17 protein-coding genes are annotated in these 22,571 nt (G+C 62.8%); 2 read left to right on the top strand and 15 right to left on the bottom strand.

The window, feature by feature from the left end; all coding sequences use genetic code 11:
- Positions 1–238 precede the first annotated feature (238 nt).
- Together AC3RCP_RS27380 and AC3RCP_RS27375 are read left to right on the top strand one after the other, a co-directional pair.
- A complete protein-coding gene (locus AC3RCP_RS27380; protein WP_007924673.1) occupies positions 239–655 on the top strand; it encodes a pilin in 417 nt (138 codons plus the stop codon).
- 285 nt (positions 656–940) lie between these two features.
- Complete coding sequence (locus tag AC3RCP_RS27375) at positions 941–1,297, top strand: BON domain-containing protein (protein ID WP_009045666.1); 357 nt, start codon at positions 941–943, stop codon at positions 1,295–1,297.
- 204 nt (positions 1,298–1,501) lie between these two features.
- On the opposite strand, the gene AC3RCP_RS27370 is transcribed toward AC3RCP_RS27375, so the two are convergent.
- The 15 genes from AC3RCP_RS27370 to gluQRS all read right to left on the bottom strand — a co-directional run bounded on the left by AC3RCP_RS27370 (position 1,502) and on the right by gluQRS (position 22,527).
- Complete coding sequence (locus AC3RCP_RS27370; RefSeq protein ID WP_101339146.1) at positions 1,502–4,420, bottom strand: DUF748 domain-containing protein; 2,919 nt, start codon at positions 4,418–4,420, stop codon at positions 1,502–1,504.
- 113 nt (positions 4,421–4,533) lie between these two features.
- Entirely contained in the window at positions 4,534–5,550 is a 1,017-nt protein-coding gene (locus AC3RCP_RS27365; RefSeq protein ID WP_492571958.1) for a class I SAM-dependent rRNA methyltransferase, read from the bottom strand.
- A 185-nt stretch (positions 5,551–5,735) separates the two neighbouring features.
- Positions 5,736–6,914, bottom strand: coding sequence for an acetyl-CoA C-acetyltransferase (locus AC3RCP_RS27360; protein ID WP_007924669.1), 1,179 nt, complete (start codon positions 6,912–6,914; stop codon positions 5,736–5,738).
- A 150-nt stretch (positions 6,915–7,064) separates the two neighbouring features.
- Complete coding sequence (locus AC3RCP_RS27355; RefSeq protein ID WP_101339145.1) at positions 7,065–7,931, bottom strand: oxygenase MpaB family protein; 867 nt, start codon at positions 7,929–7,931, stop codon at positions 7,065–7,067.
- Positions 7,932–7,970: 39 nt separating this feature from the next.
- Positions 7,971–9,908, bottom strand: coding sequence for an acetate--CoA ligase (gene acs, locus AC3RCP_RS27350; protein WP_492571959.1), 1,938 nt, complete (start codon positions 9,906–9,908; stop codon positions 7,971–7,973).
- 172 nt (positions 9,909–10,080) lie between these two features.
- Entirely contained in the window at positions 10,081–11,745 is a 1,665-nt protein-coding gene (gene pgi, locus AC3RCP_RS27345) for a glucose-6-phosphate isomerase (RefSeq protein WP_101339143.1), read from the bottom strand.
- 239 nt (positions 11,746–11,984) lie between these two features.
- Positions 11,985–12,365: an aspartate 1-decarboxylase gene (gene panD, locus AC3RCP_RS27340; RefSeq protein ID WP_007924662.1), complete on the bottom strand. Its 381-nt coding sequence runs from the start codon at positions 12,363–12,365 to the stop codon at positions 11,985–11,987.
- A gap of 109 nt (positions 12,366–12,474) precedes the next feature.
- Positions 12,475–13,329 carry a pantoate--beta-alanine ligase gene (gene panC / locus AC3RCP_RS27335; RefSeq protein WP_492571960.1) on the bottom strand — a complete coding sequence of 285 codons (855 nt, stop codon included), beginning with the start codon at positions 13,327–13,329 and terminating at the stop codon, positions 12,475–12,477.
- Positions 13,326–14,126: a 3-methyl-2-oxobutanoate hydroxymethyltransferase gene (gene panB, locus AC3RCP_RS27330; protein ID WP_101339141.1), complete on the bottom strand. Its 801-nt coding sequence runs from the start codon at positions 14,124–14,126 to the stop codon at positions 13,326–13,328. Before panB ends, panC begins: the two co-directional genes overlap by 4 nt.
- A 237-nt stretch (positions 14,127–14,363) precedes the next feature.
- Complete coding sequence (folK, locus tag AC3RCP_RS27325; protein WP_087091974.1) at positions 14,364–14,843, bottom strand: 2-amino-4-hydroxy-6-hydroxymethyldihydropteridine diphosphokinase; 480 nt, start codon at positions 14,841–14,843, stop codon at positions 14,364–14,366.
- A gap of 4 nt (positions 14,844–14,847) precedes the next feature.
- Positions 14,848–16,251, bottom strand: a complete 1,404-nt coding sequence (locus AC3RCP_RS27320; RefSeq protein ID WP_009045657.1) for a polynucleotide adenylyltransferase PcnB — start codon at positions 16,249–16,251, stop codon at positions 14,848–14,850.
- Between the two features lie 734 nt (positions 16,252–16,985).
- Entirely contained in the window at positions 16,986–18,416 is a 1,431-nt protein-coding gene (locus AC3RCP_RS27315; protein ID WP_007924652.1) for a sigma-54-dependent transcriptional regulator, read from the bottom strand.
- A gap of 22 nt (positions 18,417–18,438) precedes the next feature.
- Positions 18,439–21,393 carry a sensor histidine kinase gene (locus tag AC3RCP_RS27310; RefSeq protein WP_009045655.1) on the bottom strand — a complete coding sequence of 985 codons (2,955 nt, stop codon included), beginning with the start codon at positions 21,391–21,393 and terminating at the stop codon, positions 18,439–18,441.
- Complete coding sequence (locus AC3RCP_RS27305; protein ID WP_003176118.1) at positions 21,377–21,553, bottom strand: hypothetical protein; 177 nt, start codon at positions 21,551–21,553, stop codon at positions 21,377–21,379. Before AC3RCP_RS27305 ends, AC3RCP_RS27310 begins: the two co-directional genes overlap by 17 nt.
- Before the next feature lie 77 nt (positions 21,554–21,630).
- The gene (gluQRS, locus tag AC3RCP_RS27300; RefSeq protein ID WP_101339140.1) at positions 21,631–22,527 is read right to left on the bottom strand and encodes a tRNA glutamyl-Q(34) synthetase GluQRS; all 897 of its coding nucleotides are present in this window, start codon (positions 22,525–22,527) and stop codon (positions 21,631–21,633) included.
- Positions 22,528–22,571: the final 44 nt, after the last annotated feature.

Here is a 22,571-nt window from a genome sequence, read left to right as displayed (position 1 = left end):
GGATGGGGCGGGCAGTGAATGCAATCGATGATCGAATGACAGCGTAGCCCGTCACGACGACCGGCCCAGGGCACTTGGCTGACAAAAAGTGTCAGATAGTGCGACTTCTGGCGCTCACTGCCGCGGCTTCGCGCCGCTAAAGCCCCGTTCAGCCGGAGTGCAGGCGCTGGCACAGGCTGTGCTATGGCTGTGTGGTGAGTGCCCAGACCCCTGGATATCCCCTGCTTGGAGCAGATAGATGAAGTATCAGAAAGGTTTTACCTTGATCGAGCTGTTGGTCGTTGTGGCGATCATCGGCATCCTGGCCACCTTTGCCATGCCGCTGTATTCCAAATACCAGGCGCGGGCCAAGGTCACCGCGGCGTTGGCCGAAGCCTCGGCGCTGAAGGTCAACTTCGAGGACGTGCTGAACCAGGGCAGCGATCCGACCCTGGAGCTGGTGGGGGGTAAGGCGGCGACGTCGAACTGCACCATGACCGCTGCGGGTTCTGCCTCGACCGGAGCGGGAACAATCGGCTGCACCATCCTCAATGCACCGGCACCGGTGCTGAACAAGACCGTCACCCTGACCCGCACCACGGCCGATGGCTGGGTCTGCACCACCACTGTCCCTGCGGACTACTCCCCTAAAGGCTGCACCGCCAGCGGCAGCTGAGTCCGGTTCTCGCTTGCCTGGCGCGTGAAACGCCACGCGCCAGCGTGCCTTTGGGGAAAATATCGAGAATTCAGGAAGTTAGCTCGCCGGGAAGTGCAACTTGCATGCAGATTATTCACAGGTCATGCATTTTGCATGACCGCGAGTGCTTGGATGATTTTTTAATTCTTTGATATTTAAGGGCTTTATTGTTTTTCTGAACTTGGCATAACGCCTGCAATCTACTTAAGTAACCCTGCTGCCAGGACTTGGAGCAGGTTTTCCAGAAGAACAGGAGTTACTCGTATGAAGAAGTTCGCTATCGCTGCTGCAACTGCTACCGCTCTGACCCTGACCATGGCTAACGTCGCATTTGCCCAGACCACTCAAGCTACTCAGGCGCCAATGGTGCTCGCGGCGGGTGAAGTGACCAAGGCCAAGGAAGCCACTTCCGACACCTGGATCACCACCAAAGTCAAAGCGGATCTCGTAACTGAAAAAGGCATTCCTGGTACCGACATCAAGGTCGAAACCAACAAGGGTGTGGTTTCCCTGTCCTCCACCACTGCTCTGACCGCGGCGCAGAAAGAAACCGCAGTCAACATCGCCAAAAACATCAAAGGCGTGAAGGCAGTATCGGCTGACGGTTTGAAAACCGACTAAGCCTCAAGCTTCTTTCCTGGACAGGGAGAAGATGCGGTAGAGGATTCATCTACCGCTTCCTTGAAGGTTCATGCGAATGGCCACAGGGAAGTGGCTCCTTTTTGTAAACAGAACAGGCCCCGGCACAGTGTGTCGGGGCCTGTTCTGTTCATGGCGGGGGAAAACCGCCGGGCCGACCCGTTTCCGGGGCGGCGGGGAGGGTGGTTATTCGGCGTCCAGGTGCATGGGGGTAATGACCCGACCATCGCTTTCGGCCTGGCCAAGGTTGGCATCGATGAAGTAGACCCGGTCGTCCGCCAGTTGGCCCTTGTCCACCAGGAAGTCCTTGATGCTGCTGGCCCGTTCCTGGCCCAACTGGCGCAACAGCACATCGCTGCCACTCCAGAACTTGATCACGCCTTCACGCATTTTCGCGGTGCGCTCTTCCTTGCCCAGGTCCTTCCATTCGGCCGGTGGCTGGGTCTTGAGGCGTGTGCGATAGATGCCCTCCAGCAGCGGGGCTTTCTCTTTCTCCGGTACTTCCAGCAGCGACGCCTGGGCCGGCACCTTGTCGCCGCGACGCTGGAGCATCTTGTAGTAGTTGTACTGGTATTCCCGCTCCAGGCGTTGCTCGGCGATCAGCGGGCCATCGCTGCTCTGCGCGGCGGTGCCTTCGATCTCCAGGCGCAGGGCCGGACGTTCCTTGAGCGCATTGGACAGCTTGACCAGCGTTGCTTCCGATTCCGGGCTCAAGTCACTCGAGCCCGGGGCGAACGAGACACTGCCCAAGTCTTGCGAACCGCCACCCGCGACCAGCCCGCCAATCAGTTTGAACGGTGCCGCGGCAGCCTTGACGATCAGGTTGCGCAGGGTCTGCCAGACAATCGGCATGACGCTGAACTGCGGGTTGTTCAGATCGCCGGTCACCGGCAGTTCGATGGAGATCTTGCCGTCGACATCCTTGAGCAAGGCGACCGCCAGTTTCAGTGGCAGGCTCACGGCATCCGGGCTGTCGACTTTTTCCCCCAGCTCCAGTTGTTCGACCACCACTTTGTTTTCGGCCTTGAGCTGGCCGTTGGTGATGACGTAGTGCAGGTCGAGGTTGAGCCGGCCCTTGCGGATGCGGTAGCCGGCGAACTTGCCGGAGTAGGGGGTCAGGTTGGTCAGTTCGACGCGTTTGAAGCTGGTGGCGATGTCCAGGGCGGCCATTGGATCGAAGGGGTTCACGCTGCCCTTGATGGTGACCGGAGCATAACGGTCGACCTTGCCCTTGATATCGACGCTGGCCGGTTTTGCCTGGCGGCTGTCGATGGTGCCGATCTGGCCATTGAGTTGCTGGACGGCCGTGGCGAAGTTGGGGGTCAGGCTGAAGTCGGCGAAGTTGGCCGAACCGTCGTTGATGGCGATCTGGCCGATATGGATGCCGAGGGGTTTTTCCTTGGCGGCCGGCTTGGCTGCGCCTTTCGGCGCGCTGTCGGCCGGTTGCGGGATCAGCAGGTCATCGATGTTGGTGGTGCGGTCATCGTTGATCATGAAGCGCGCATAGGGCTGCATCAGGTTGACCTTGTTGATCGTCAGGCTGTCGCCGTGCTGATAGTTCAGGCCTTCGAGCACCAGTTGCTGCCATTTCACGAAATCGCGGGTTTTCAGGGTGTCCAGGGTGTGCAACTGGTCGACCTGGGCGCGGCCAGTCACGCTGAATGTCAGGGGATCGATGTTTTTCAGGTCCACTGCCAGGTCGCTGCCGAGCATGCCGCTGCGCAGCTCCAGGCGAATGAACGGGCTGATGTAGGACTGGGCGACCCGCAGGTCGATGTCCTTGGTCTGCACCGCCAGCTTGGCGGTCACCGGTTGCAGGTTGACCACGCCGTTGGCGAGGATCTTGCCCTGTTTGCCCACTCCGGTGTCGAGCTTGAGGTTGAAAGGCGACTGGTTGAGGCTGTCGAAGTTCTGCACGTCGACGTTCAGCGGGCCGACTTCCAAAGCTACGGCCGGCTTGGCCTGACGGTCCGCCAGGTGCACCTGGTAATTGCGCAGTTGCACGTCCTTGAGCAGCACCTGCCAGGGTTTGCTTGGCGCCGGAGCGGGAGCCGGCGGAGTATCGGCGGCGGCCGGAGCGGGCTTGGCGGCCGGTTTGGCCGGCTGGCTGGCGAACAGCTTCTGCCAGTCCAGTTGACCATCGGCCTCCAGGGCGGCCCAGGTTTCCAGTTTCTGACTGCGGATCTTGCCGACCACCACTTGCTGCTTGGCCAGGTCGACCGTGGTCTCACTGACGTCCAGGCGCTCCAGACGGGCCAGTGGCCGACCGTCCGGGGCCTTGATGGCAAAAGGCGCCACGCTGACCGAGGCATCGCTGAGCAGCAGCTCGGTTTCCTTGGACAGGTTCAGCTTGTAGCGGGTGTTGAGGTTCAGCACGCCGTCTTCGAGGACCAGGGGCAAGGCATCGCGGACATAGGGCCACCAGGCTTTCATCTGGCCGTCGGTGACTTTCAGGGTGCCTTCGGAGGCGATCGGAGTCAGGCTGAAATTGCCGCTCCAATCGATCTGACCGCCCGCGGGGCCCGCGGCGACCAGGGTCATGTCGGCACTGTCATCGGGCAGGGTGCTGAGGTTCTTCAGCTCGAGATCGAGTTTGTCGTAGAGGAAATCGATGGGCTCGCTGGGCCGCGCGTCCTGGAAGTGCACATAACCGCCCGCCAGCTTGATGCGCCCGATACGCAGGGGGAACGGCTTGGCCTCGGGGTCGTCCGGAGTGGGTTCGCTGGCGGGCAGGTTGAACAGGCCCAGCAGGTTGAGCTTGCCGTCCTTGGCGAACAGGATCTCGCTCTTGGGTTTGTCCAGCTCGATATCGGCCAGGTGCAGCGCGCGGGTCCAGAGGCTGTCCAGCTGCAGGTTGGCGTAGAGACGTTCGAAGGCCACCTGCTCCTTGCCCGGCTCGCCGATATTCAGGCCCCAGAGCGTCAGTTCGAGACTGAACGGGTTGAGTTCGATGCGCTGGATCTTTGCCGGTACCGTCGCGTAGTTGGCCAACTGTTGATTGGCCACTCGCAAGGCGATGCCCGGCAAAATCAGAAAGCCCAACAGGCTGTACAGGGCGAGAGCGGTCAACAAGGCGCCAATAGCGCGGATCAATCCTTTGGACATGCGAGGCTTCATCTATCTGAATCGGAAGTGCGTTGGAGTATGGCATGCGTTTCCGGTTCCGAAACAATCCCATGACGGTCGCAAACAGGATTGTTCAGATTCCTCGCAACAGATCACAGATGCAGGATCAGGGTCTTGAGCGGCGGTTGCTGGTCCATGGACGGGAAGTCGCGAGCGGGTGTCAGCACCTGCCATTCGCGCACCGGGCGACCGGCTTTTTCGGCACAGCGCAGCACCTGTTCGCGCCAGTCGTCCAGCGTGACTTTCGCCAGGTTGTTGCAGCAGATCAGCACGCCATTGTCAGCGGTGGCCAGCAGGGCAGGCTTGAGCAGACTCTGATAGTCGCGCAGCAGGTCGACGGTGCCGAATGCACTCTTGGCCCAGGCCGGCGGGTCGAGCAGCACCAGGTCGTACTGGCGGTGTTCCAGGCGTGGGTAGCTGGGCAGCTTTTGTCCACGGCGCTGGCTGATGGGCAGGCCGGCCAGTTGCCGGATCGCCGGGAAGTAATCCGATTGCACGAACTGCATGGCTGGCAATTGCGGATTGAGCTGGCCGTTCTCGCGGCCGACCGCCAGGTTGCCCTCGGCGAAGTCCAGGTTGCAAACCTCGCGGGCACCGCCCGCCGCGGCACTTAGGCCGACGCCACAGGTATAGGCGAACAGGTTCAGCACGCTCTTGCCGGCGCTGTGGGCCTTGACCCAGCCACGGGCGTTGCGCAGGTCGAGAAACAGCAGCGGGTCCTGGCCGGCATGGCGACCGCGTACCCGGTAGTTCAAGCCCCATTCGTGACCGACCAGGTCTTTGAGCGCCTCTTCTTCGGCGCGGTAAACCGAGTCCTCGCGGTCGATGCGTGAGTTGCCCCGGGAGCGGTCGTTGTAGACCAGCAGGGTGTCCAGGCCCAGTTGCTGCTGGACGGTCTCGTGCAATTGCAGCAAGGCATCGCGTTCCAGCGTCTGGTGAAAGCTTTGCACCAGCAGCTGCGGGCCGTAACGATCGATGGTCAGGCCCCCGGCGCCTTCCTGGCTGCCATGGAACAGCCGATAGCAGTCGGTGCCTTGCTGATGCAGCTCGACGAGCAGGTCCTGGCGATGATCGAGGGCGGCGCGCAGCGCCTGATTCAAGGAAGACATGCGGGCGCCTTGCGGATGATTGGGCGGGGCAGTCTACCAGCTTCGGCCACCCCCTGTAGGAGCAGCCGGTCGACGCTCGATCACCCGCGAAACAAACGTCATGGCACCGCAGTGTTACAGGTATGGCGCGTCATCGTTGACGATTTATCGCGGGCAAGCCTCGCTCCTACAGGAAGGGCGCTGGATCAGCGTTCGATTGCCAGCGCCACGCCCTGGCCGCCGCCGATGCACAAGGTCGCCAGGCCTTTTTTGGCATCGCGCTTGAGCATTTCATGCAGCAGGGTCACCAGCACCCTGCAGCCCGAGGCGCCGATCGGGTGGCCGAGGGCGATGGCGCCGCCGTTGACGTTGACCTTGCTCGCGTCCCAGCCCAGCTCCTTGCCCACCGACAGCGCCTGGGCGGCGAAGGCTTCGTTGGCTTCGATCAGGTCCAGTTGCTCCAGGGACCAGCCGGCCTTGTCCAGGCAGCGGCGGGTGGCCGACACCGGGCCGATGCCCATGATCGCCGGGTCGACGCCGGCGTTGGCGTAGGCGGCGATCTTCGCCAGCACCGGCAGGCCCAGGGCCCGGGCCTTGGCGGCGCTCATCAGGATCACCGCGGCGGCGCCGTCGTTGAGCGACGAGGCGTTGCCGGCGGTGACCGTGCCGTCCTTCTTGAAGGCCGGCTTGAGCTTGCCCAGGGATTCGGCGGTGGTGCCGGCGCGCGGTTGTTCGTCGGTGGCGAAGGCCACGGGCTCGCCCTTGCGCTGGGGAATCAGGATCGGGGTGATCTCATCGACGAAACGCCCGCCTTCGATGGCGGCCACGGCCTTCTGCTGCGAGGCGGCGGCAAAGGCATCCTGGGCTTCGCGGCTGATGGCGTATTTGTCCACCAGGTTCTCGGCGGTGATGCCCATGTGGTAGTCGTTGAAGGCGTCCCACAGGCCGTCGCTGATCATGCTATCGACGATCTGGCTGTGACCCATGCGCAGACCGGTGCGGGCACCGGGCAGCACGTAATTGGCCAGGCTCATGTTCTCCTGGCCGCCGGCGATGATCACCTCGGCGTCGCCGCAGCGGATCGCCTGGGCGCCCAGGTGCAGGGCCTTGAGGCCGGAGCCGCAGACCTTGTTCAGGGTCAGCGCCGGCACGGCGTGGGGCAGGCCGGCCTTGATCGCGGCCTGGCGCGCGGGGTTCTGCCCGGCGCCGGCGGTGAGCACCTGGCCCATGATCACCTCATCGACCTGGGCGCCGTCCAGGCCGGTCTGGGCCAGCAGCTGGCGGATCACCGCGGCGCCGAGATCGACCGCGGGAATGTTCGCCAGCGAACCCTGGAAACTGCCGACCGCGGTGCGGGTGGCGGCAACGATTACGACGTCTTGCATGGCGCGAATCCTCATTGTCATTGGCGGCATCGGTCGGTGGCTATGGAAGGTGACCGATGCGCGAGAACTTGGAAAATCATGGTTGCATAGAAGGTCGCGACGCTGCCAATCGCGAACCGATGGGTCGCGTTCTGTTCGCCCGGTCGGGTATTACAGGCCCATGCGCCGGCGTGCGCGATGTATCGAGCCGTTGCGTACCGCCCAGCGCAGCATCGGCGCACTGCGGTTGACGCTGGCGCGGATCAGCTGGCGTTGCAGCAGACCCTGGTTGACGCCCAGCATATCGCTGGCCCAGTCGGGCAACAGGTCGATGCCGGCCTGCATCATCAACGAGCCAAATGGCTTGGCCAGGCGGCTTGGGGCAGGTGCCGCCAAGAGCAAACGCAGCACCTCGCGGCTGCGTTCATCGCAGAGCAACTGGGGGCGCATCCGTGCCAGGTAAGCCGCCACGGCCCGGCGCGAGCGCGGCACATCAGTGGCGCCAAGACGCTCGGCGATCAGCGCGACTTCCCCGTAGTAACGGTCCTGGTCGGCAGGCGACAGGTGCGGGTTGCGATAACGCAGGTGCGCCGCCAGAAAGCTGTTGACCTCGGCCACATGCACCCAGGTCAGCAGTTGCGGATCGCTGGCGGCATAGGGCCGGCCGTCTGGTGCGGTGCCAACAATCTGCAGGTGAATGGTGCGCACCTTGTCGATCAGCCATTCGGCATCCTGCCGCGAGCCGAAGGTAGTGCCGGAAATGAACTGTGCGGTGCGCCGCAGGCGCCCGATCATGTCTTCCCGGAAGTTCGAGTGATCCCAGACCCCGGCCAGGGCCAGCGGGTGCAGGGCCTGCATCAGCAAGGCGCTGATGCCGCCGATCAGCATGCTGCTGAAATCGCCATGCACCTGCCAGCAGATGGCGTCCGGGCCGAACAGGCCCGGGTCGCCCTTCGGGTTGTCCAGGTCGAGCTGGCCCAGCGACAGGCCACCCAGGCTCATCACCTGGGTTTCGATACGACTGCGAATGAATTCCATACCGCTTGGCTGTTCCTTGGTTGAGGCCCGAGGACCCGCTCAGAGGTTCAGGCGTTTATCGATCAGGCCCTCGACCACGCTCGGGTCGGCCAGGGTCGAGGTATCGCCCAGGCTGTCGAGCTCGTTGCAGGCGATCTTGCGCAGGATACGCCGCATGATCTTGCCCGAGCGGGTTTTCGGCAAGGCCGGCGCCCACTGGATCAGTTCCGGCTTGGCGAAACTGCCGATCTCGCGACTGACCAGACTCAACAGTTCCTTCTTCAGTTCTTCGCTGGGCTCGACGCCGTTCATCGGGGTGACAAAGGCATAGATGCCCTGGCCCTTGAGGTCGTGGGGATAGCCGACCACCGCAGCCTCGGCGATGCTGTCGTGCAGGACCAGGGCGCTCTCGACTTCGGCGGTGCCGATGCGATGCCCGGACACATTGATCACGTCGTCGATGCGTCCGGTGATCCAGTAGTCGCCGTCTTCATCGCGCCGCGCGCCGTCGCCGGTGAAGTAGTAGCCCGGGTAGGGTTTGAAATAGGTCTCGACCATGCGCTGCGGGTCGCCGTAGACGCTGCGGATCTGTGCCGGCCAACTGGCCTTGATCGCCAGGATGCCGCTGCCGGCGCCGCTGATTTCCTTGCCGTGCTCATCCAGCAGCACCGGTTGCACGCCGAACATCGGGCGGGTGGCGCAGCCCGGCTTGATGTAGCTGGCACTGACCAGCGGGCTGAGCATGATGCCGCCGGTTTCGGTCTGCCACCAGGTGTCGACGATCGGGCAGCGCTGCTCGCCGACGCTATTGAAATACCACTCCCAGGCTTCCGGATTGATCGGCTCGCCGACAGTGCCCAGCAGGCGCAGGCTTCTGCGCGAGGTGTGTTGCAGCGGCTCGGGGCCTTCGCGCATCAGCGCCCGCAATGCGGTGGGGGCGGTGTAGAAGATGTTCACCCGGTGCTTGTCGATGACCTCCCAGAAGCGCGAACTGCTCGGATAACTGGGCACGCCCTCGAAGATCAGGGTGGTCGCGCCATTGGCCAGCGGGCCGTAGACGATGTAGCTGTGGCCGGTGACCCAGCCGACGTCGGCGGTGCACCAGAAGACTTCGCCTTCGCGGTAGTCCAGTACGTATTTGAAGGTCATCGCCGCTTGCAGCAAGTAGCCGCCGGTGGTGTGCAGCACGCCTTTGGGTTTACCGGTGCTGCCTGAGGTGTAGAGGATGAACAGCGGGTCTTCGGCGTCCATCGGTTGCGGCGGGCAGTCGTCTTCGACGTCGCGCAGGGCCTGGTGATACCAGAGGTCGCGGCCTTCGATCCAGTTCACCGGGTTCTGGGTGCGCTCGATCACCACCACGGTGCTGACGTTCGGGCAGCTTTGCAGAGCCTTGTCGACGTTGTTTTTCAAGGGTATGAACTTGCCGCCGCGCACCCCTTCGTCAGCGGTGATCACGGTGCGGCAGTCGGCGTCGAGAATGCGGTCGCGCAACGCGTCCGGGGAAAATCCGCCAAAGACCACCGAGTGCACCGCACCGATACGGGTGCAGGCGAGCATGGCGTAGGCCGCCTCGGGGATCATCGGCATGTAGATGCACACCCGGTCGCCTTTTTTCACACCGCGGCTTTTCAGGACGTTGGCCAGGCGGCAGACGTAGTGATGGAGTTTCTTGTAGGTGATTTGCAGCGACTCGGCAGGGTCGTCGCCTTCCCAGATGATCGCTACCTGATCGCCGCGTTTTTCCAGATGGCGGTCGATGCAGTTGTAGCTGACGTTCAACTGGCCGCCGGCGAACCAGCTGGCGGCGCCGGTTTTCAGGTCATAGCGCTGCACGGTTTGCCAGGGAGCGCTCCAGTCGAGAAAGCGGGTGGCCTGTTCGGCCCAGAAGGTACTGGGGTGCTCGATGGATTCGCGGTACAGCCGCTGGTAGTCGTCCTGACTCAATTGTGCGGCCCGGCGGACGGCATCGGCTTGGGGGAACATGCTGATATCGAACATGACGGTTCCTTATTCTTGTTTTAGCGACAAGTAATAAAGATGCGCCTTGATCGGAAGGGGTTCAAGGGGAGGGCGGTCTTGGACGACCGATCGAGAATCGGCCCGCTGCTATGCAATGGATGGGGTTTGCACAGCAGCGGGCCGGTTCGCGAAGGGGGATTTCAGCGGGCTATCAACCGCGGTGGCGACCGCGGAAGTAGTTGATCAGGCCCTGGGTCGAAGCATCCTCGGCCGGGGCTTCTTCGCTGCCGACCAGGCGGTTGTAGACGCCCTTGCCCAGCTCCTTGCCCAGCTCCACGCCCCATTGGTCGAAGGCGTTGATGCCCCAGATCACGCTCTGCACGAAGACCTTGTGTTCGTACATCGCCACCAGCGCGCCCAGGCGGCGTGGGCTGATGCGCTCGACCACCAGGGTGTTGCTCGGGCGGTTGCCGGGGATCACCTTGTGCGGTGCCAGCTTCTGGACTTCGGCCTCGCTCAGGCCTTTTTCACGCAGCTCGGTCTCGGCCTCAGCGCGCGTCTTGCCGAGCATCAGCGCCTGGCTTTGCGACAGGCAGTTGGCGTACAGCCACTGGTGATGGTCGGCGACCGGGTTGAAGCTGACGATCGGCACGATGAAGTCGGCCGGAATCAGCTGGGTGCCCTGGTGCAACAACTGGTGGTACGCGTGCTGACCGTTGCAGCCCACGCCACCCCAGATCACCGGGCCGGTGTCGGTGGAAACCGGCGTGCCGTCCTGGCGCACGCTCTTGCCGTTGGATTCCATGTCCAGCTGCTGCAAGTGCTTGGTGATGTTGCGCAGGTAGTGGTCGTACGGCAGGATCGCGTGGCTTTGCGCGCCCCAGAAGTTGCCGTACCACACGCCCAGCAGGGCCAGGAGAACCGGCATGTTCTGCTCGAACGGCGCGGTCTGGAAGTGCTGGTCCATGGTGTAGGCACCGGACAGCAGTTCCTTGAAGTTGGACATGCCGATGGCCAGGGCGATCGGCAGGCCGATGGCCGACCACAGCGAGTAACGCCCGCCGACCCAGTCCCACATCGGGAAGATGTTCTCTTCGCGGATGCCGAAGGCTACCGCGGCGGCGTTGTTGCTCGACACTGCGATGAAGTGGCGATACAGCTCGGCCTCGGAGCCGCCCTGAGCCAGGTACCAGGCGCGTGCGGCCTGGGCGTTCTTCAGGGTTTCCAGGGTATTGAAGGATTTCGACGAGACAATGAACAGGGTGGTTTCGGCGCGGATCTTCGAGGACAGCTCGTGGAACTCGCTGCCATCGATATTGGCCAGGTAATGGCAACGCACGCCTTTCTGGGCGTAGGACAACAGGGCTTCGGACACCAGCTCGGGACCGAGGAAGGAACCGCCGATGCCGATGTTGACCACGTCGGTGATCGGCTTCTCGGTGTAGCCACGCCACAGGCCGTCATGGATGCGCCCGACCAGCTCGGTGATCTGGTTCAGCACCTTGTGCACTTCCGGCATCACGTTGACGCCGTTGACCGACAGCTTGTCGCCCACCGGGCGGCGCAGGGCGGTGTGCAGGGCCGGACGGCCTTCGGAAGAGTTGACCAGCTCACCGGCGAACAACGCCTTGATCGCGTCCTGCAGGCCGGCTTCGTTGGCCAGGCCCACCAGCAGGTTGCGGGTTTCGGAGGTGATCAGGTTCTTCGAGTAATCGAGAAAAAGCCCACAGCCGCTGAGGCTGAATTGATGAAAGCGCTGCGGGTCGGCATTGAAGGCCTCGCGCATGCTGAAATCCTGCATGGCCTGGCGGTGGTCATTCAACGCTTGCCAGGCGGGCAGAGCGGTAACGTCGTGAGGAGTGCGGTAGTACGCCATCGCTGCGGTTTTCCTTTTACTTGAACTGCCTGTTGGACACTGAAAAGCCCGGAACGTCCTGCTCGAAGAATAACGTTCGGTCAAACCTGCGCTGACACGATTAAGCACGCAGGGCGATAACAGTAACTCTCGCGTGCTGATCTGTCTTGGCTTTGTCTGACCTGCGGCCGGTACTTTTTTACACCGGCGCCTCAGAGCCGCGCACGAACGGGATTTCAGGGGGTGAGAATGACTGGGGTTCAGGCGACCTGAACCGGGATGGCATGGCTGGTGTGGCTCAGCTCGTTGCCCGGCGCCATATAGAGCATGCGTGGCTTGAAGTTGAGCAGTTCGGCTTCGCTGTAGTGAGCGTAAGCGCAGATGATCACCCGGTCGCCGACCTTGGCCTTGTGCGCGGCGGCGCCGTTGACCGAGATCATGCGCGAGCCTTCCTCGCCACGAATGGCGTAGGTGGTGAAGCGTTCGCCATTGTCGACGTTGTAGATCTGGATCTGTTCGTACTCACGGATACCGGACAAGTCCAGCCATTCACCGTCGATGGCGCAAGAGCCTTCGTAGTCGAGCACAGCGTGGGTGACTTCGGCGCGATGCAGCTTGGCCTTGAGCATGATGGCGTGCATGAGTGGTTCTCTCGGTCAGGTCCTCGAACAGGGCCCGCAGCATCGCTGCAGGCCCCGGGCGGCGGCAGTTTGCCCGAAGGTCGGGCTTCGGGCAATCGGCCTTTGGGACCTAGGTGTCGAGGTCCAGATGCAGGTTGTCGATCAGGCGGGTAGCGCCCAGATAGGCCGCCGCCAGGATCACCAGGTCGCGGTCTTGCGCGGTGGCCGGGCGCAGGGTCCGGGCGTGGCGGATTTCCAGGTAATCGGGGCGCAAACCTGCGGCTTCGAGCACTCGTTTTTGCTCGTCCAGCAGCTTTGGATAGTCCCGCTCGCCCTGGCTGATGGCCTCGGCGATTTGAGTCAGGCCACGATAGATCACGGGGGCGATGGCACGTTGTTCCTCGCTCAGGTAGCCGTTGCGCGACGACAGCGCGAGGCCGTCGGCGGCACGTACGGTGGGCTCGCCGATGATCTGGATCGGCATGTTCAGGTCATGCACCAGGGCGCGGATCACCGCCAGTTGCTGGAAGTCCTTCTGACCGAAGACCGCAAGGTCCGGCTGCACCATGTTGAACAGCTTGCTGACCACCGTGGCCACTCCTTCGAAATGCCCGGGACGGCTGGCGCCGCACAGGCCTTCGGAGAGTTGCGGCACGCTGACCCGGGTCTGGCCGTCCATGCCGTCGGGGTACATCTCTTCGACGGTCGGGGCGAACAGCAGATGGCAACCGGCTTGCAGGAGCTTTTCCTGGTCGGCGGCCAGGGTCCGCGGGTACTTGTCGAGGTCTTCGCCGGCGCCGAACTGCAGCGGGTTGACGAAAATGCTCGCCACCACGAAATCCACCCGCTGGGCCGCCTTGGTTACCAGGGCGGCATGCCCGCTGTGCAGGTTGCCCATGGTCGGTACGAAGCCGATGCGCTTGCCCTCGCTGCGGGCACGGGCCACGGCGGCACGCAGTTCACGTACGGTTTTGACAGTATTCATGCAGAAAACCCGTGTTCGGCGCCTGGGAAGGTCACGGCCTTGACTTCATTGACGTAGGCGCTCAGGGCGGCCTGGATGCTTTCCTGGCCGACCATGAAGTTCTTCACGAACTTCGGCGCGCGACCGCTCAGGGACAGGCCCAGCATGTCGTGCAGAACCAGCACCTGACCGTCGGTGCCGCTGCCGGCACCGATGCCGATCACCGGAATCTTCACCGCCTGGGTGATTTCCGCCGCCAGTTCGCTTGGCACGCATTCGAGCAGCAGCATCGCTGCGCCCGCCGCTTCCAGGGCGATGGCGTCGGCACGCATCTGCCGGGCCTGGTTTTCGTTACGGCCCTGGACCTTGTAGCCGCCGAGGATGTTCACCGATTGCGGAGTCAGACCCATGTGGGCGCAGACCGGGATACCGCGTTCGGCCAGCAGGCGGATGGACTCCGCCAGCCAGAGCGCGCCTTCGACCTTGATCATGTGCGCACCGGCCTGCATCAACTGGGCGCTGTTGTTCAGGGCCTGTTCGGTGGTGGCGTAGGCCATGAACGGCAGGTCGGCGAGGATCAGGGCGCCACTGTTACCGCGTTTGACCGCGGCGACGTGGTAGGCCATCTCGGTGGTAGTGACCGGCAGTGTGCTGTCGTGCCCTTGCAAGACCATGCCGAGGGAGTCGCCCACCAGCAGTACTTCAACGCCAGCCTGGCAACAGGTGTGGGCGAAGGTCGCGTCATAGCAGGTCAGCATGGTGATTTTTTCACCTTTCTGCTTGAGGCCTTGCAGGGTGGTCAGGGTGATGTCTGGCATGAAAAAAGGTCCTCATTCAGGCGCTCTGGAAACTGCTGCGAGTAACGCGCGTGATTCTTTATCTATGCAGGCGCACGGTCTGTTGTCGTGCTTATAAGGCCTGGATTGCGCCCTGTAACGCCGTGTTGGCGGCAACGGGACGCCTATAGTCGTGAGGAGAACTCGGGAAGTCAATTGCATGTGTTACCGCATTGTTACGGCGTGAGTGTTACCGCCGTAACTGATGCGTTTCAGCAGTCAGGCCAGGCGTTCCAGGCCGACAAATGGGCAGGCGGCGAGCAGATCGCGCAGGTGGCGGCCGTCGGCCAGTTGCAGGTCGACGGGGGCCAGTTCGGCCAGGGGATAGAGGACGAAGGCCCGGGCCTGCATATGGTAATGCGGCACTTTGAGCCGCGGCTCATCGATCAGGCGATCGCCGAACAGCAGGATGTCCAGGTCCAGGGTACGTGGCCCCCAGCGTTCGAGACGCTCGCGGCCCTGGCCGTTTTCGATGGCTTGCAGCGCGTCCAGCAGTTCGAGGGGCGCGAGGCTGCTGTCCAGGGCGGCCACGGCGTTGGTGTAACGCGGTTGGCCGGGCAGCAGGGAGTCGCTTTGATAGAAGGCCGAGACCCCCGCCAGTTGGCTGTGTGGCAACTGCGCCAGGGCGTCGATCGCGCTGCGCAATTGCTCTGCCGGGGCAGCCAGGTTGCTGCCCATGCCGATGTAGATGCGTTCCATCGGGTTATTCGCCGGAAGCGCTCGGTGCGCCGGCGGTGGCGCGTTTGCGTTTGGCGCCACTGCTGCGGCGACGCTTGCGCGGACCTGTGCCGGCTTCGTCCTTGCCGCTCAGATCGCGAATCATGTCGCGGCGACCGGCTTCGTTGGCGTCCTGATAGTCGGTCCACCATTCGCCCAGGCCATCGGTCTGTTCGCCGGCGCTTTCGCGCAGCAGCAGGAAGTCATAGCCGGCGCGGAACCGCGGGTTGTCCAGCAGTTGATCGGCGCGCTTGCCGCTGCGGCGTGGCAGACGTTCCTGCATGTCCCAGATTTCGCGGATCGGCATGGTGAAGCGTTTTGGAATGGCGATGCGCTGGCACTGTTCGCTGATCAATTCGTGAGCGGCCTCCTGCATCGCCGGAATCGGCGGCATGCCGCGTTCCTGAAGGCGCAGCACGCGAGCCGGCAAGGCAGGCCACAGCAGCGCGGCGAACAGGAAGGCTGGGGTTACCGGCTTGTTCTGCTTGATGCGCAGGTCGGTATTGACCAGGGCTTCGCTGATCAGCGTATGGGTGTAGGTCGGGTTGTACTCCAGAGCCTCGGCGCTGGCCGGGAACAGCGGATCGAACAGTTGCAGGTCGACCAGCATCTCGAAGGTGTCGGCGGCATGGCCGGACAGGAACAGCTTGAGCACTTCCTCGAACAGACGCGCCGAGGGGATTTCCCGCAGCATGGGGGCCAGGTCGCGGATCGGTGTGGCAGTGTGTTTCTCGATGCCGAAATCCAGCTTGGCGGCGAAGCGCACGGCCCGCAGCATGCGTACCGGGTCTTCCTGGTAGCGCTGGCGTGGATCGCCGATCAGGCGGACCAGGTGATTGCGAATGTCGTGCACGCCGTTGGCGTAATCGAGGATGCGTTCGCTGACCGGATCGTAATACAGGGCGTTGATGGTGAAGTCGCGGCGCTGGGCGTCCTCTTCGAGGGTGCCGTACACGTTGTCGCGCAGGATGCGCCCGCTTTCGTTGCGCGAGGACTGGTTGCTGTCTTCCTCTTCATCGTTTTGCGGGTGGTTGGCGCGGAAGGTCGCGACCTCGATGATTTCGCGACCGAAGTGGATATGCACCAGCTTGAACCGACGGCCGATGATCCGCGCGTTGCGGAATTCGGCCCGCACCTGTTCCGGCGTGGCGCTGGTGGCGACGTCGAAATCCTTGGGGGTGATATTGAGCAACATGTCGCGCACGCAACCGCCGACCAGGTAGGCCTGGTAGCCGGCGTTCTGCAGGCGTTCGACGATGTTCACCGCATAACGGCTGAACTGGGCGCGTTGCAGCGAGTGTTGGCTGCTGTTGAGCACTTCAGGCGTGCTGCGTTTGTGTTGCGTACGACGCAAGGGAGAACGGAATGACTGGAACAACTTCTTCAGCATGGGATGCACTGTTTGAAGGAATGTTCGGCCATAACGAAGAATGACCGCATGATGGGCGGGGATTCTAGCATTTAGTCGGGGGATGGTGTAGGAAGCTGCGGCGAGTCGTGTGCGGGGCTTTGGAACGCGGGTTGGCGGGGCTTTGCGTCAGTAAAGTCGCAATCGCGGAAACCACAAGGGGAGCCGAAGCTCCCCCAGAAGTGTTTGCGTGCTCTATTTTTATTATTGGTTTCGGGCTTTTTGTTTTTGTTTAACGCCCTTGTCACCTAGTTAACCCAGGATGACCCTCCCAATCGGGAGCCAAGAGCAAACGGATTGCTTTGGTCGCTGTGTTGCAATGATCGATGATCCAACCAGTTCAGGCTCTGCCTTAGGGCAGTTTTTGTTGTTCTCGGCCTGGTTGTGGGGCAAGCCCCAATGACAACGCCTCTCCAAAAGAATCAGTTAGCTGCGCCTCCGCCGTGTTGTTTTTATTGTGCGTGAGTCGATTCGTCTTATTTTTATTGTCTTATGCATTGCTTGTTATTGTTCTTGTACCAAACATATAGCAGGTGCCGTGCCAACTTTTGCGAAGCCCAGTAAAACAAGGGGTTAGGCGTGGTTTTGAGGTTTTCGCGGGCGAAAAAAAGCCGGGGCTTCGTTACCTTAAGCCCCGGCTTTTGTTACGTGAAATGACTGAGGTAACAGTTTTTTCACAAGGTCGCGTGTTACCCGCAACCCGTTACCGCCGGACTTCAGCTTTCGCTGGCGACCCCGGTCTTGCGCCGTGGGATGCCCAGGCGCTGACGGCGTTCCCACAGGCATTTGCGGCTGACGCCCAGTTTGCGCGCCAGTTCGGTCTCGGTCATATGGTCCTGGTGCTCGAGGACGAAATGCTGGAAGTAGTCTTCCAGCGACAGGTCTTCGGTCGGCTCGTGGCTGCTGTTGTTGGCGTTGGCGGCCTGGGGCGCCAGGCCGATGAATTCGTCGTCTTCCAGATCGCTCAGTTCGATATCGATACCCAGCAGCTCGGCGGAGATTTCCGGGCTTTCGCACAGGATGACCGAGCGCTCGACGGCGTTTTCCAGTTCGCGAACGTTACCTGGCCACGAGTAGTGACGAATGGCTTGCTCGGCGTCTGGAGCGAACTTCAGGTCAGTGCGGCCCACGCGCGCGCTTTGACGGGCGAGGAAGGCATTGGCGATTTCGTTGACGTCGGCGCCGCGCTCGCGCAGGGCTGGCAGTTTCAGGGCAATCACGTGCAGGCGGTAATACAGGTCTTCACGGAACTGGCCGATCTTGGCCAGGCTCTTGAGGTCGCGGTGGGTCGCGGCGATCAGGCGCACATCGACCTTCTGCGATTGCACCGAACCGACCCGGCGAATCTCGCCTTCCTGCAGCACACGCAACAGGCGGGCCTGGGCTTCGAGTGGCAGTTCGCCGATTTCGTCGAGGAACAGGGTGCCGCCGTCCGCCGCTTCCACCAGGCCGGCGCGCCCGGCGCTGGCACCGGTGAAGGCGCCTTTTTCATGTCCGAACAGCTCGGACTCGATCAGGGTTTCCGGAATGGCCGCGCAGTTCACCGAGATCATTGGCGCCTTGGCACGCTTGGACAGGTTGTGCAGGGCGCGGGCTACCAGTTCCTTGCCGGTCCCGGACTCACCCTGGATCAGTACATTGGAGTCTGTCGGGGCGACCTTGCGGATCTTGCTGTACAGATCCTGCATCGGTGGGCAGGAACCGATGATGCCGATTTCGCCGTTGCTGGCGCTGGCTTTGTCCGCACCGTTGCCCGGCTTGGCGGCCGGCCGCTCGTTGGGGCTGCTTTGCGCGGTCTGGCGGTCGCGCAGGATGCGCGCCACGGCCTGGAGCATTTCGTCGTGGTCGAAAGGCTTGGCGATGTAGTCCACCGCGCCCATCTTCATCGAGTCGACCGCCGAGCGCAGGCTGGCGTAGCTGGTCATGATCAGCACCGGGGTGCCCTGGCCGAGCTTGATCAGTTCGGTGCCGGGGGCGCCTGGCAGGCGCAGGTCGCTGACGATCAGGTCGAACGTGGGAATGCTGAAACGCTCTTGTGCTTCCTGCACGGAACCGGCTTCGCTGACCTGGTACTGGTTGCGTTCCAGCAGGCGGCGCAAGGCGGAGCGGATAATTGTTTCGTCTTCGACGATCAAAATGTGCGGCATTGATTCGATTCTCTCGACGGTCTCAGTTCACAGCGGACGTCGCTTCGACATGACGCGGTAAAGTCACCCGGATACGGGTGCCGCGTTGGCTTTCGGTGTCAGCCGGGCTGTCGATGGTGATTTGTCCATAATGCTCTTCAACGATGGAATAGACCAGTGCAAGGCCCAGTCCGGTGCCCTCGCCAGGATCCTTGGTGGTGAAGAAGGGTTCGAACAGTCGATCCATGATGCTCGAGGGGATGCCGCTGCCTTCGTCTTCGACGATCAGGTCGATCGTGTGTTCGCCGGCCTCGCTCTTGACCCGTACCGCGCTGCCCGCCGGTGAGGCGTCGCGGGCATTGGATAGCAGGTTGATCAGTACCTGGGCGAGCCGCTGCGGGTCGCCATCGACCCAGTGGTCCGGATCGCACAGGTTGAAGAATTGCACTTCGAAGTTGCGCCGGTTCAGCGCCAGCAGACCAATGGCGTCCTGCGCCACCTCGGCCAGGCACACGGCTTCGTCGTTGTGCTGGTGGCTGCCGGCGTGGGCGAAGCTCATCAGCGACTGGACGATGCGCGATACGCGCTTGGTCTGCTCGAGGATCTGGCCGCTGATTTCGGTGAGTTCGCCGTCTTCTTCGCGCTCCTCGCGCAGGTTCTGCGCCAGGCAGGCGATACCGGTGATCGGGTTGCCGATTTCGTGGGCCACGCCGGCGGCCAGGCGGCCGATGCTGGCCAGCCGCTCGGAATGCACCAGCTTGTCTTCGAGCATCTGGGTTTCGGTCAGGTCTTCCACCAGCAGCACCAGGCCGCTGTTGCCCGGGGCCAGGGGTTCGTCGATGGCGGCCTTGTGCAGGTTCAGCCAGCGGGTCTGGCCGTCGAGGGCCAGGTGCTGTTTATGCAGATGTTCATCGGGGATGTTGATGAAGCCTTGCAGCAGTTCTCTCCAGGGATCGGCGATGGTGCTCAGGCGCGAACCGACCACATGCTGCGCCGGAATGCTGGTGAGCTCTTCCATGGCCTTGTTCCACATGAGGATTTCCTGGTCCTTGGCCAGGGAACAGACGCCCATCGGCAGCTCCTGCAAGGTCTGGCGGTGGTAGCGGCGCAAGGCGTCGAGCTCGGCGGCCAGGCCGGTCAGGCGCGAGTGGTAGTCCTCGAGCCGGCTTTCGATGAAGTGAATGTCTTCGGTCACATAGTTTTCGCCGCCGGCCTTGTAGGGCAGGAAGGTTTCCACCATGTCCTGGGCCACGCTGGGGCCCATCAGGCCGGACAGGTTGGCCTCGATACGGTCGCGCAAGCGGCGCAGGGCATAGGGGCGGCGTTCGTCGAAGGGCAGGTAGAGGTCGCGCAGCGCCTGCTCGACTTCCTTCTGCGCGGCCTTGGCACCCAGGGGCTTGGCCAGCTGGGTGGCGAACTCCTGGGGTGAGGCAGCATGCAGTTCGCGACGTTGCGGCCGGCGCACGTTGTCCACCGCGCAGGCTTCGGCGGCGCTGGCTTCTTCGGAGCTGGCGTTGGTGAACAGCGAAATCAGGGTGAACATCAGGACGTTGGCGGCCAGCGAGGCGATAGCCGCCATGTGCCAACTGGTGTCGTCCAGCACGTAGATCATGTTCAGCAGCGGTATATAAAAGCCCTGCAAGTTGCCGATCAGCGGCAGCAACATGGTCACCAGCCACACCAGCGTCCCGGCCATCAGCCCGGCGATGAAGCCGCGCCGGTTGGCAGTCGGCCAGTACAGCACCGAGAGTACGCCGGGGAGGAACTGCAGGGTCGCGACAAAGGCCACGATGCCGAGGTTGGCCAGGTCCTGTTCGGCTCCCAGCAGCAGGTAGAAGGCATAGCCGGCCATGATGATGGCCACGATCAGTGCGCGGCGGGTCCATTTCAGCCAGCGGTAGATGTTGCCTTCGGCCGGTGGCTGATACAGCGGCAGCACCAGATGGTTGAGGGCCATCCCCGACAGCGCCAGGGTGGTGACAATGATCAGGCCGCTGGCGGCGGAAAGCCCACCGATATAGGCCATCAAGGCCAATGCCGGTTTGTTGGCGGCGATGCCGATGCCGAGGGTGAAGTATTCGGGATTGGTGGTGGCGCCCAGTTTCAAGCCGGCCCAGAGGATCAGCGGTACCGCCAGACTCATCAGCAACAGGAACAGCGGCAGGCCCCAGCTGGCGCTGACCAGCGAGCGCGGGTTGAGGTTCTCGGTGAAAGTCATGTGGTACATGTGCGGCATCACGATCGCCGAGGCGAAGAACACCAGCAGCAGGGTGCGCCACGGTCCTTCCTGCAATGGCGTGTGCAGGGCGGCGAGGGCGGTCTGGTTCTGCAGCAGCCAGAGTTCCAGCTGTTGCGGGCCATCGAACACACCGTACAGGGCATAGAGGCCGACGCCGCCGATGGCGATCAGCTTGATCACCGACTCGAAGGCGATGGCGAACACCAGGCCTTCGTGCTTTTCCCGGGTGGCGATGTGCCGGGAGCCGAAGAAGATGGTGAACAGGGTGATCAGCGCGCAGAAACTCAGGGCCACCCGGTGCTGCACCGGCTCGCGGGTGAGGATACCGATGGAGTCCGCGACTGCCTGGATCTGCAAGGCCAGCAGCGGCAATACCCCGACCAGCATGATCACCGTGGTCAGCGCGCCGGCCCAGGTGCTGCGAAAACGGAAGGCGAACAGGTCGGCCAGCGACGACAGTTGGTAGGTGCGGGTGATTTTCAGGATCGGGTAAAGCAGCACCGGCGCCAGCAGGAAGGCACCGGAAACCCCGAGATAACTGGAAAGGAAACCGTAGCCGTACTGATAGGCCAGGCCGACCGTGCCATAAAAGGCCCAGGCGCTGGCGTAGACCCCGAGGGACAGGGTGTAGGTCAGCGGGTGGCGGATGATCGAGCGCGGGATCATGCCGCGTTCGCTGATCCAGGCCACCCCGAACAGCACCAGCAGGTACGCGGCGCTGATCAGGATCATCTGGGTCAGGCTAAAGCTCATCGGCATCTTTTTGGCTCTGCAGGATGAAGGTCACGACGATCAGGATCAGCCAGAGCAGATACGGGCGATACCAGGCGCCCGTAGCATCGATCCACCAATCCATGATGGCGGGGGAGAACAGATAGATCCCCACTACCAGCAGCAGGACCAAGCGATAGATGTACATCTCGGCCTCTCTTTATTGTGTGCGTGCCCGAAAACGTGCGGCGATGGTAACGGATGGGCGCCAACCTGCAAGGGGCGTCAGCGGATTTGCGCTTCGGGCACGCTCAGTGTGCGTGGGATCAGTAAAGCATCCCAGTGTTCGATGCCCCAGCTCAGCACTTCCCGAGGGCTGGCATGGACCATTTCGCTGTCGGTTTTCTGCCCCAGGGCGCGCAGGGCACGCAACAGCAGTGGTGTGGCCTGGTCCGCGGCCAGCGGCGGGGAGCGGTAGGACTTGCCCAGTTTATGCCCATCCGGCTGGGTGATCAGCGGCACATGCAGGTAGCGCGGCTGTGGCAGGCCGAGCAACTCTTGCAGGTACAGCTGGCGCGGGGTGGAGTCCAGCAGGTCGGCGCCGCGGACGATATCGGTCACCCCTTGCCAGGCGTCGTCGAGCACCACTGCCAGTTGATAGGCGTAGAGGCCGTCGCGGCGGCGGATCACGAAGTCGCCCACATCCCGTCCCAGGTGCTGGCGGAATTCGCCCTGGACCCGATCGGTGAAACGATATTCCAGCTCCGGTACGCGCAAGCGGATGGCGGCATCTTCCTGGCCATGTCCGGCATTGCGGCACAGGCCCGGATAAATGCCGTGGTAGGGCTCCAGTTGCTTGCGTGAACAGGTGCAGGCGTAAGCCAGGCCCTGGTTGAACAGACGGTCGAGGACTTCGGCGTAGGCCGCGTGCCGCTCGCTCTGGCGGACCATTTCACCGTCCCACTCGAAGCCGTAGCTTTCCAGGGCCTTGAGAATGGCCGCCTGGGCGCCGGGCTCTTCCCGGGGGGGATCAAGGTCTTCCATGCGCAACAACCAGCGGCCGCCGACGGCGCGGGCATCGAGGTAGGAGGCCAGGGCTGCGACCAGCGAGCCGAAATGCAGGTGCCCGCTGGGGGTTGGGGCAAAGCGCCCGATGTAGGAAGAGGCGTGAGAGGCAGTCATGGAGAGGATGTTACTTCGTTCGGTCCCAAGGTGACGATGGCGTC

The organism is Pseudomonas sp. GW822-FHT05A08 (assembly GCF_058800485.1).
The sequence above is the reverse complement of the archived record's forward strand: the minus strand, read 5'-3'. Positions and strand labels throughout refer to the sequence as shown.

Coding starts and splice junctions, on each gene's coding strand:
- AC3RCP_RS27380 (WP_007924673.1), top strand. CDS start 239: ATGAAGTATCAGAAAGGTTTTACCTTGATCGAGCTGTTGGTCGTTGTG.
- AC3RCP_RS27375 (WP_009045666.1), top strand. CDS start 941: ATGAAGAAGTTCGCTATCGCTGCTGCAACTGCTACCGCTCTGACCCTG.
- AC3RCP_RS27370 (WP_101339146.1), bottom strand. CDS start 4,420: ATGTCCAAAGGATTGATCCGCGCTATTGGCGCCTTGTTGACCGCTCTC.
- AC3RCP_RS27365 (WP_492571958.1), bottom strand. CDS start 5,550: ATGTCTTCCTTGAATCAGGCGCTGCGCGCCGCCCTCGATCATCGCCAG.
- AC3RCP_RS27360 (WP_007924669.1), bottom strand. CDS start 6,914: ATGCAAGACGTCGTAATCGTTGCCGCCACCCGCACCGCGGTCGGCAGT.
- AC3RCP_RS27355 (WP_101339145.1), bottom strand. CDS start 7,931: ATGGAATTCATTCGCAGTCGTATCGAAACCCAGGTGATGAGCCTGGGT.
- acs (WP_492571959.1), bottom strand. CDS start 9,908: ATGTTCGATATCAGCATGTTCCCCCAAGCCGATGCCGTCCGCCGGGCC.
- pgi (WP_101339143.1), bottom strand. CDS start 11,745: ATGGCGTACTACCGCACTCCTCACGACGTTACCGCTCTGCCCGCCTGG.
- panD (WP_007924662.1), bottom strand. CDS start 12,365: ATGCACGCCATCATGCTCAAGGCCAAGCTGCATCGCGCCGAAGTCACC.
- panC (WP_492571960.1), bottom strand. CDS start 13,329: ATGAATACTGTCAAAACCGTACGTGAACTGCGTGCCGCCGTGGCCCGT.
- panB (WP_101339141.1), bottom strand. CDS start 14,126: ATGCCAGACATCACCCTGACCACCCTGCAAGGCCTCAAGCAGAAAGGT.
- folK (WP_087091974.1), bottom strand. CDS start 14,843: ATGGAACGCATCTACATCGGCATGGGCAGCAACCTGGCTGCCCCGGCA.
- AC3RCP_RS27320 (WP_009045657.1), bottom strand. CDS start 16,251: ATGCTGAAGAAGTTGTTCCAGTCATTCCGTTCTCCCTTGCGTCGTACG.
- AC3RCP_RS27315 (WP_007924652.1), bottom strand. CDS start 18,416: ATGCCGCACATTTTGATCGTCGAAGACGAAACAATTATCCGCTCCGCC.
- AC3RCP_RS27310 (WP_009045655.1), bottom strand. CDS start 21,393: ATGCCGATGAGCTTTAGCCTGACCCAGATGATCCTGATCAGCGCCGCG.
- AC3RCP_RS27305 (WP_003176118.1), bottom strand. CDS start 21,553: ATGTACATCTATCGCTTGGTCCTGCTGCTGGTAGTGGGGATCTATCTG.
- gluQRS (WP_101339140.1), bottom strand. CDS start 22,527: ATGACTGCCTCTCACGCCTCTTCCTACATCGGGCGCTTTGCCCCAACC.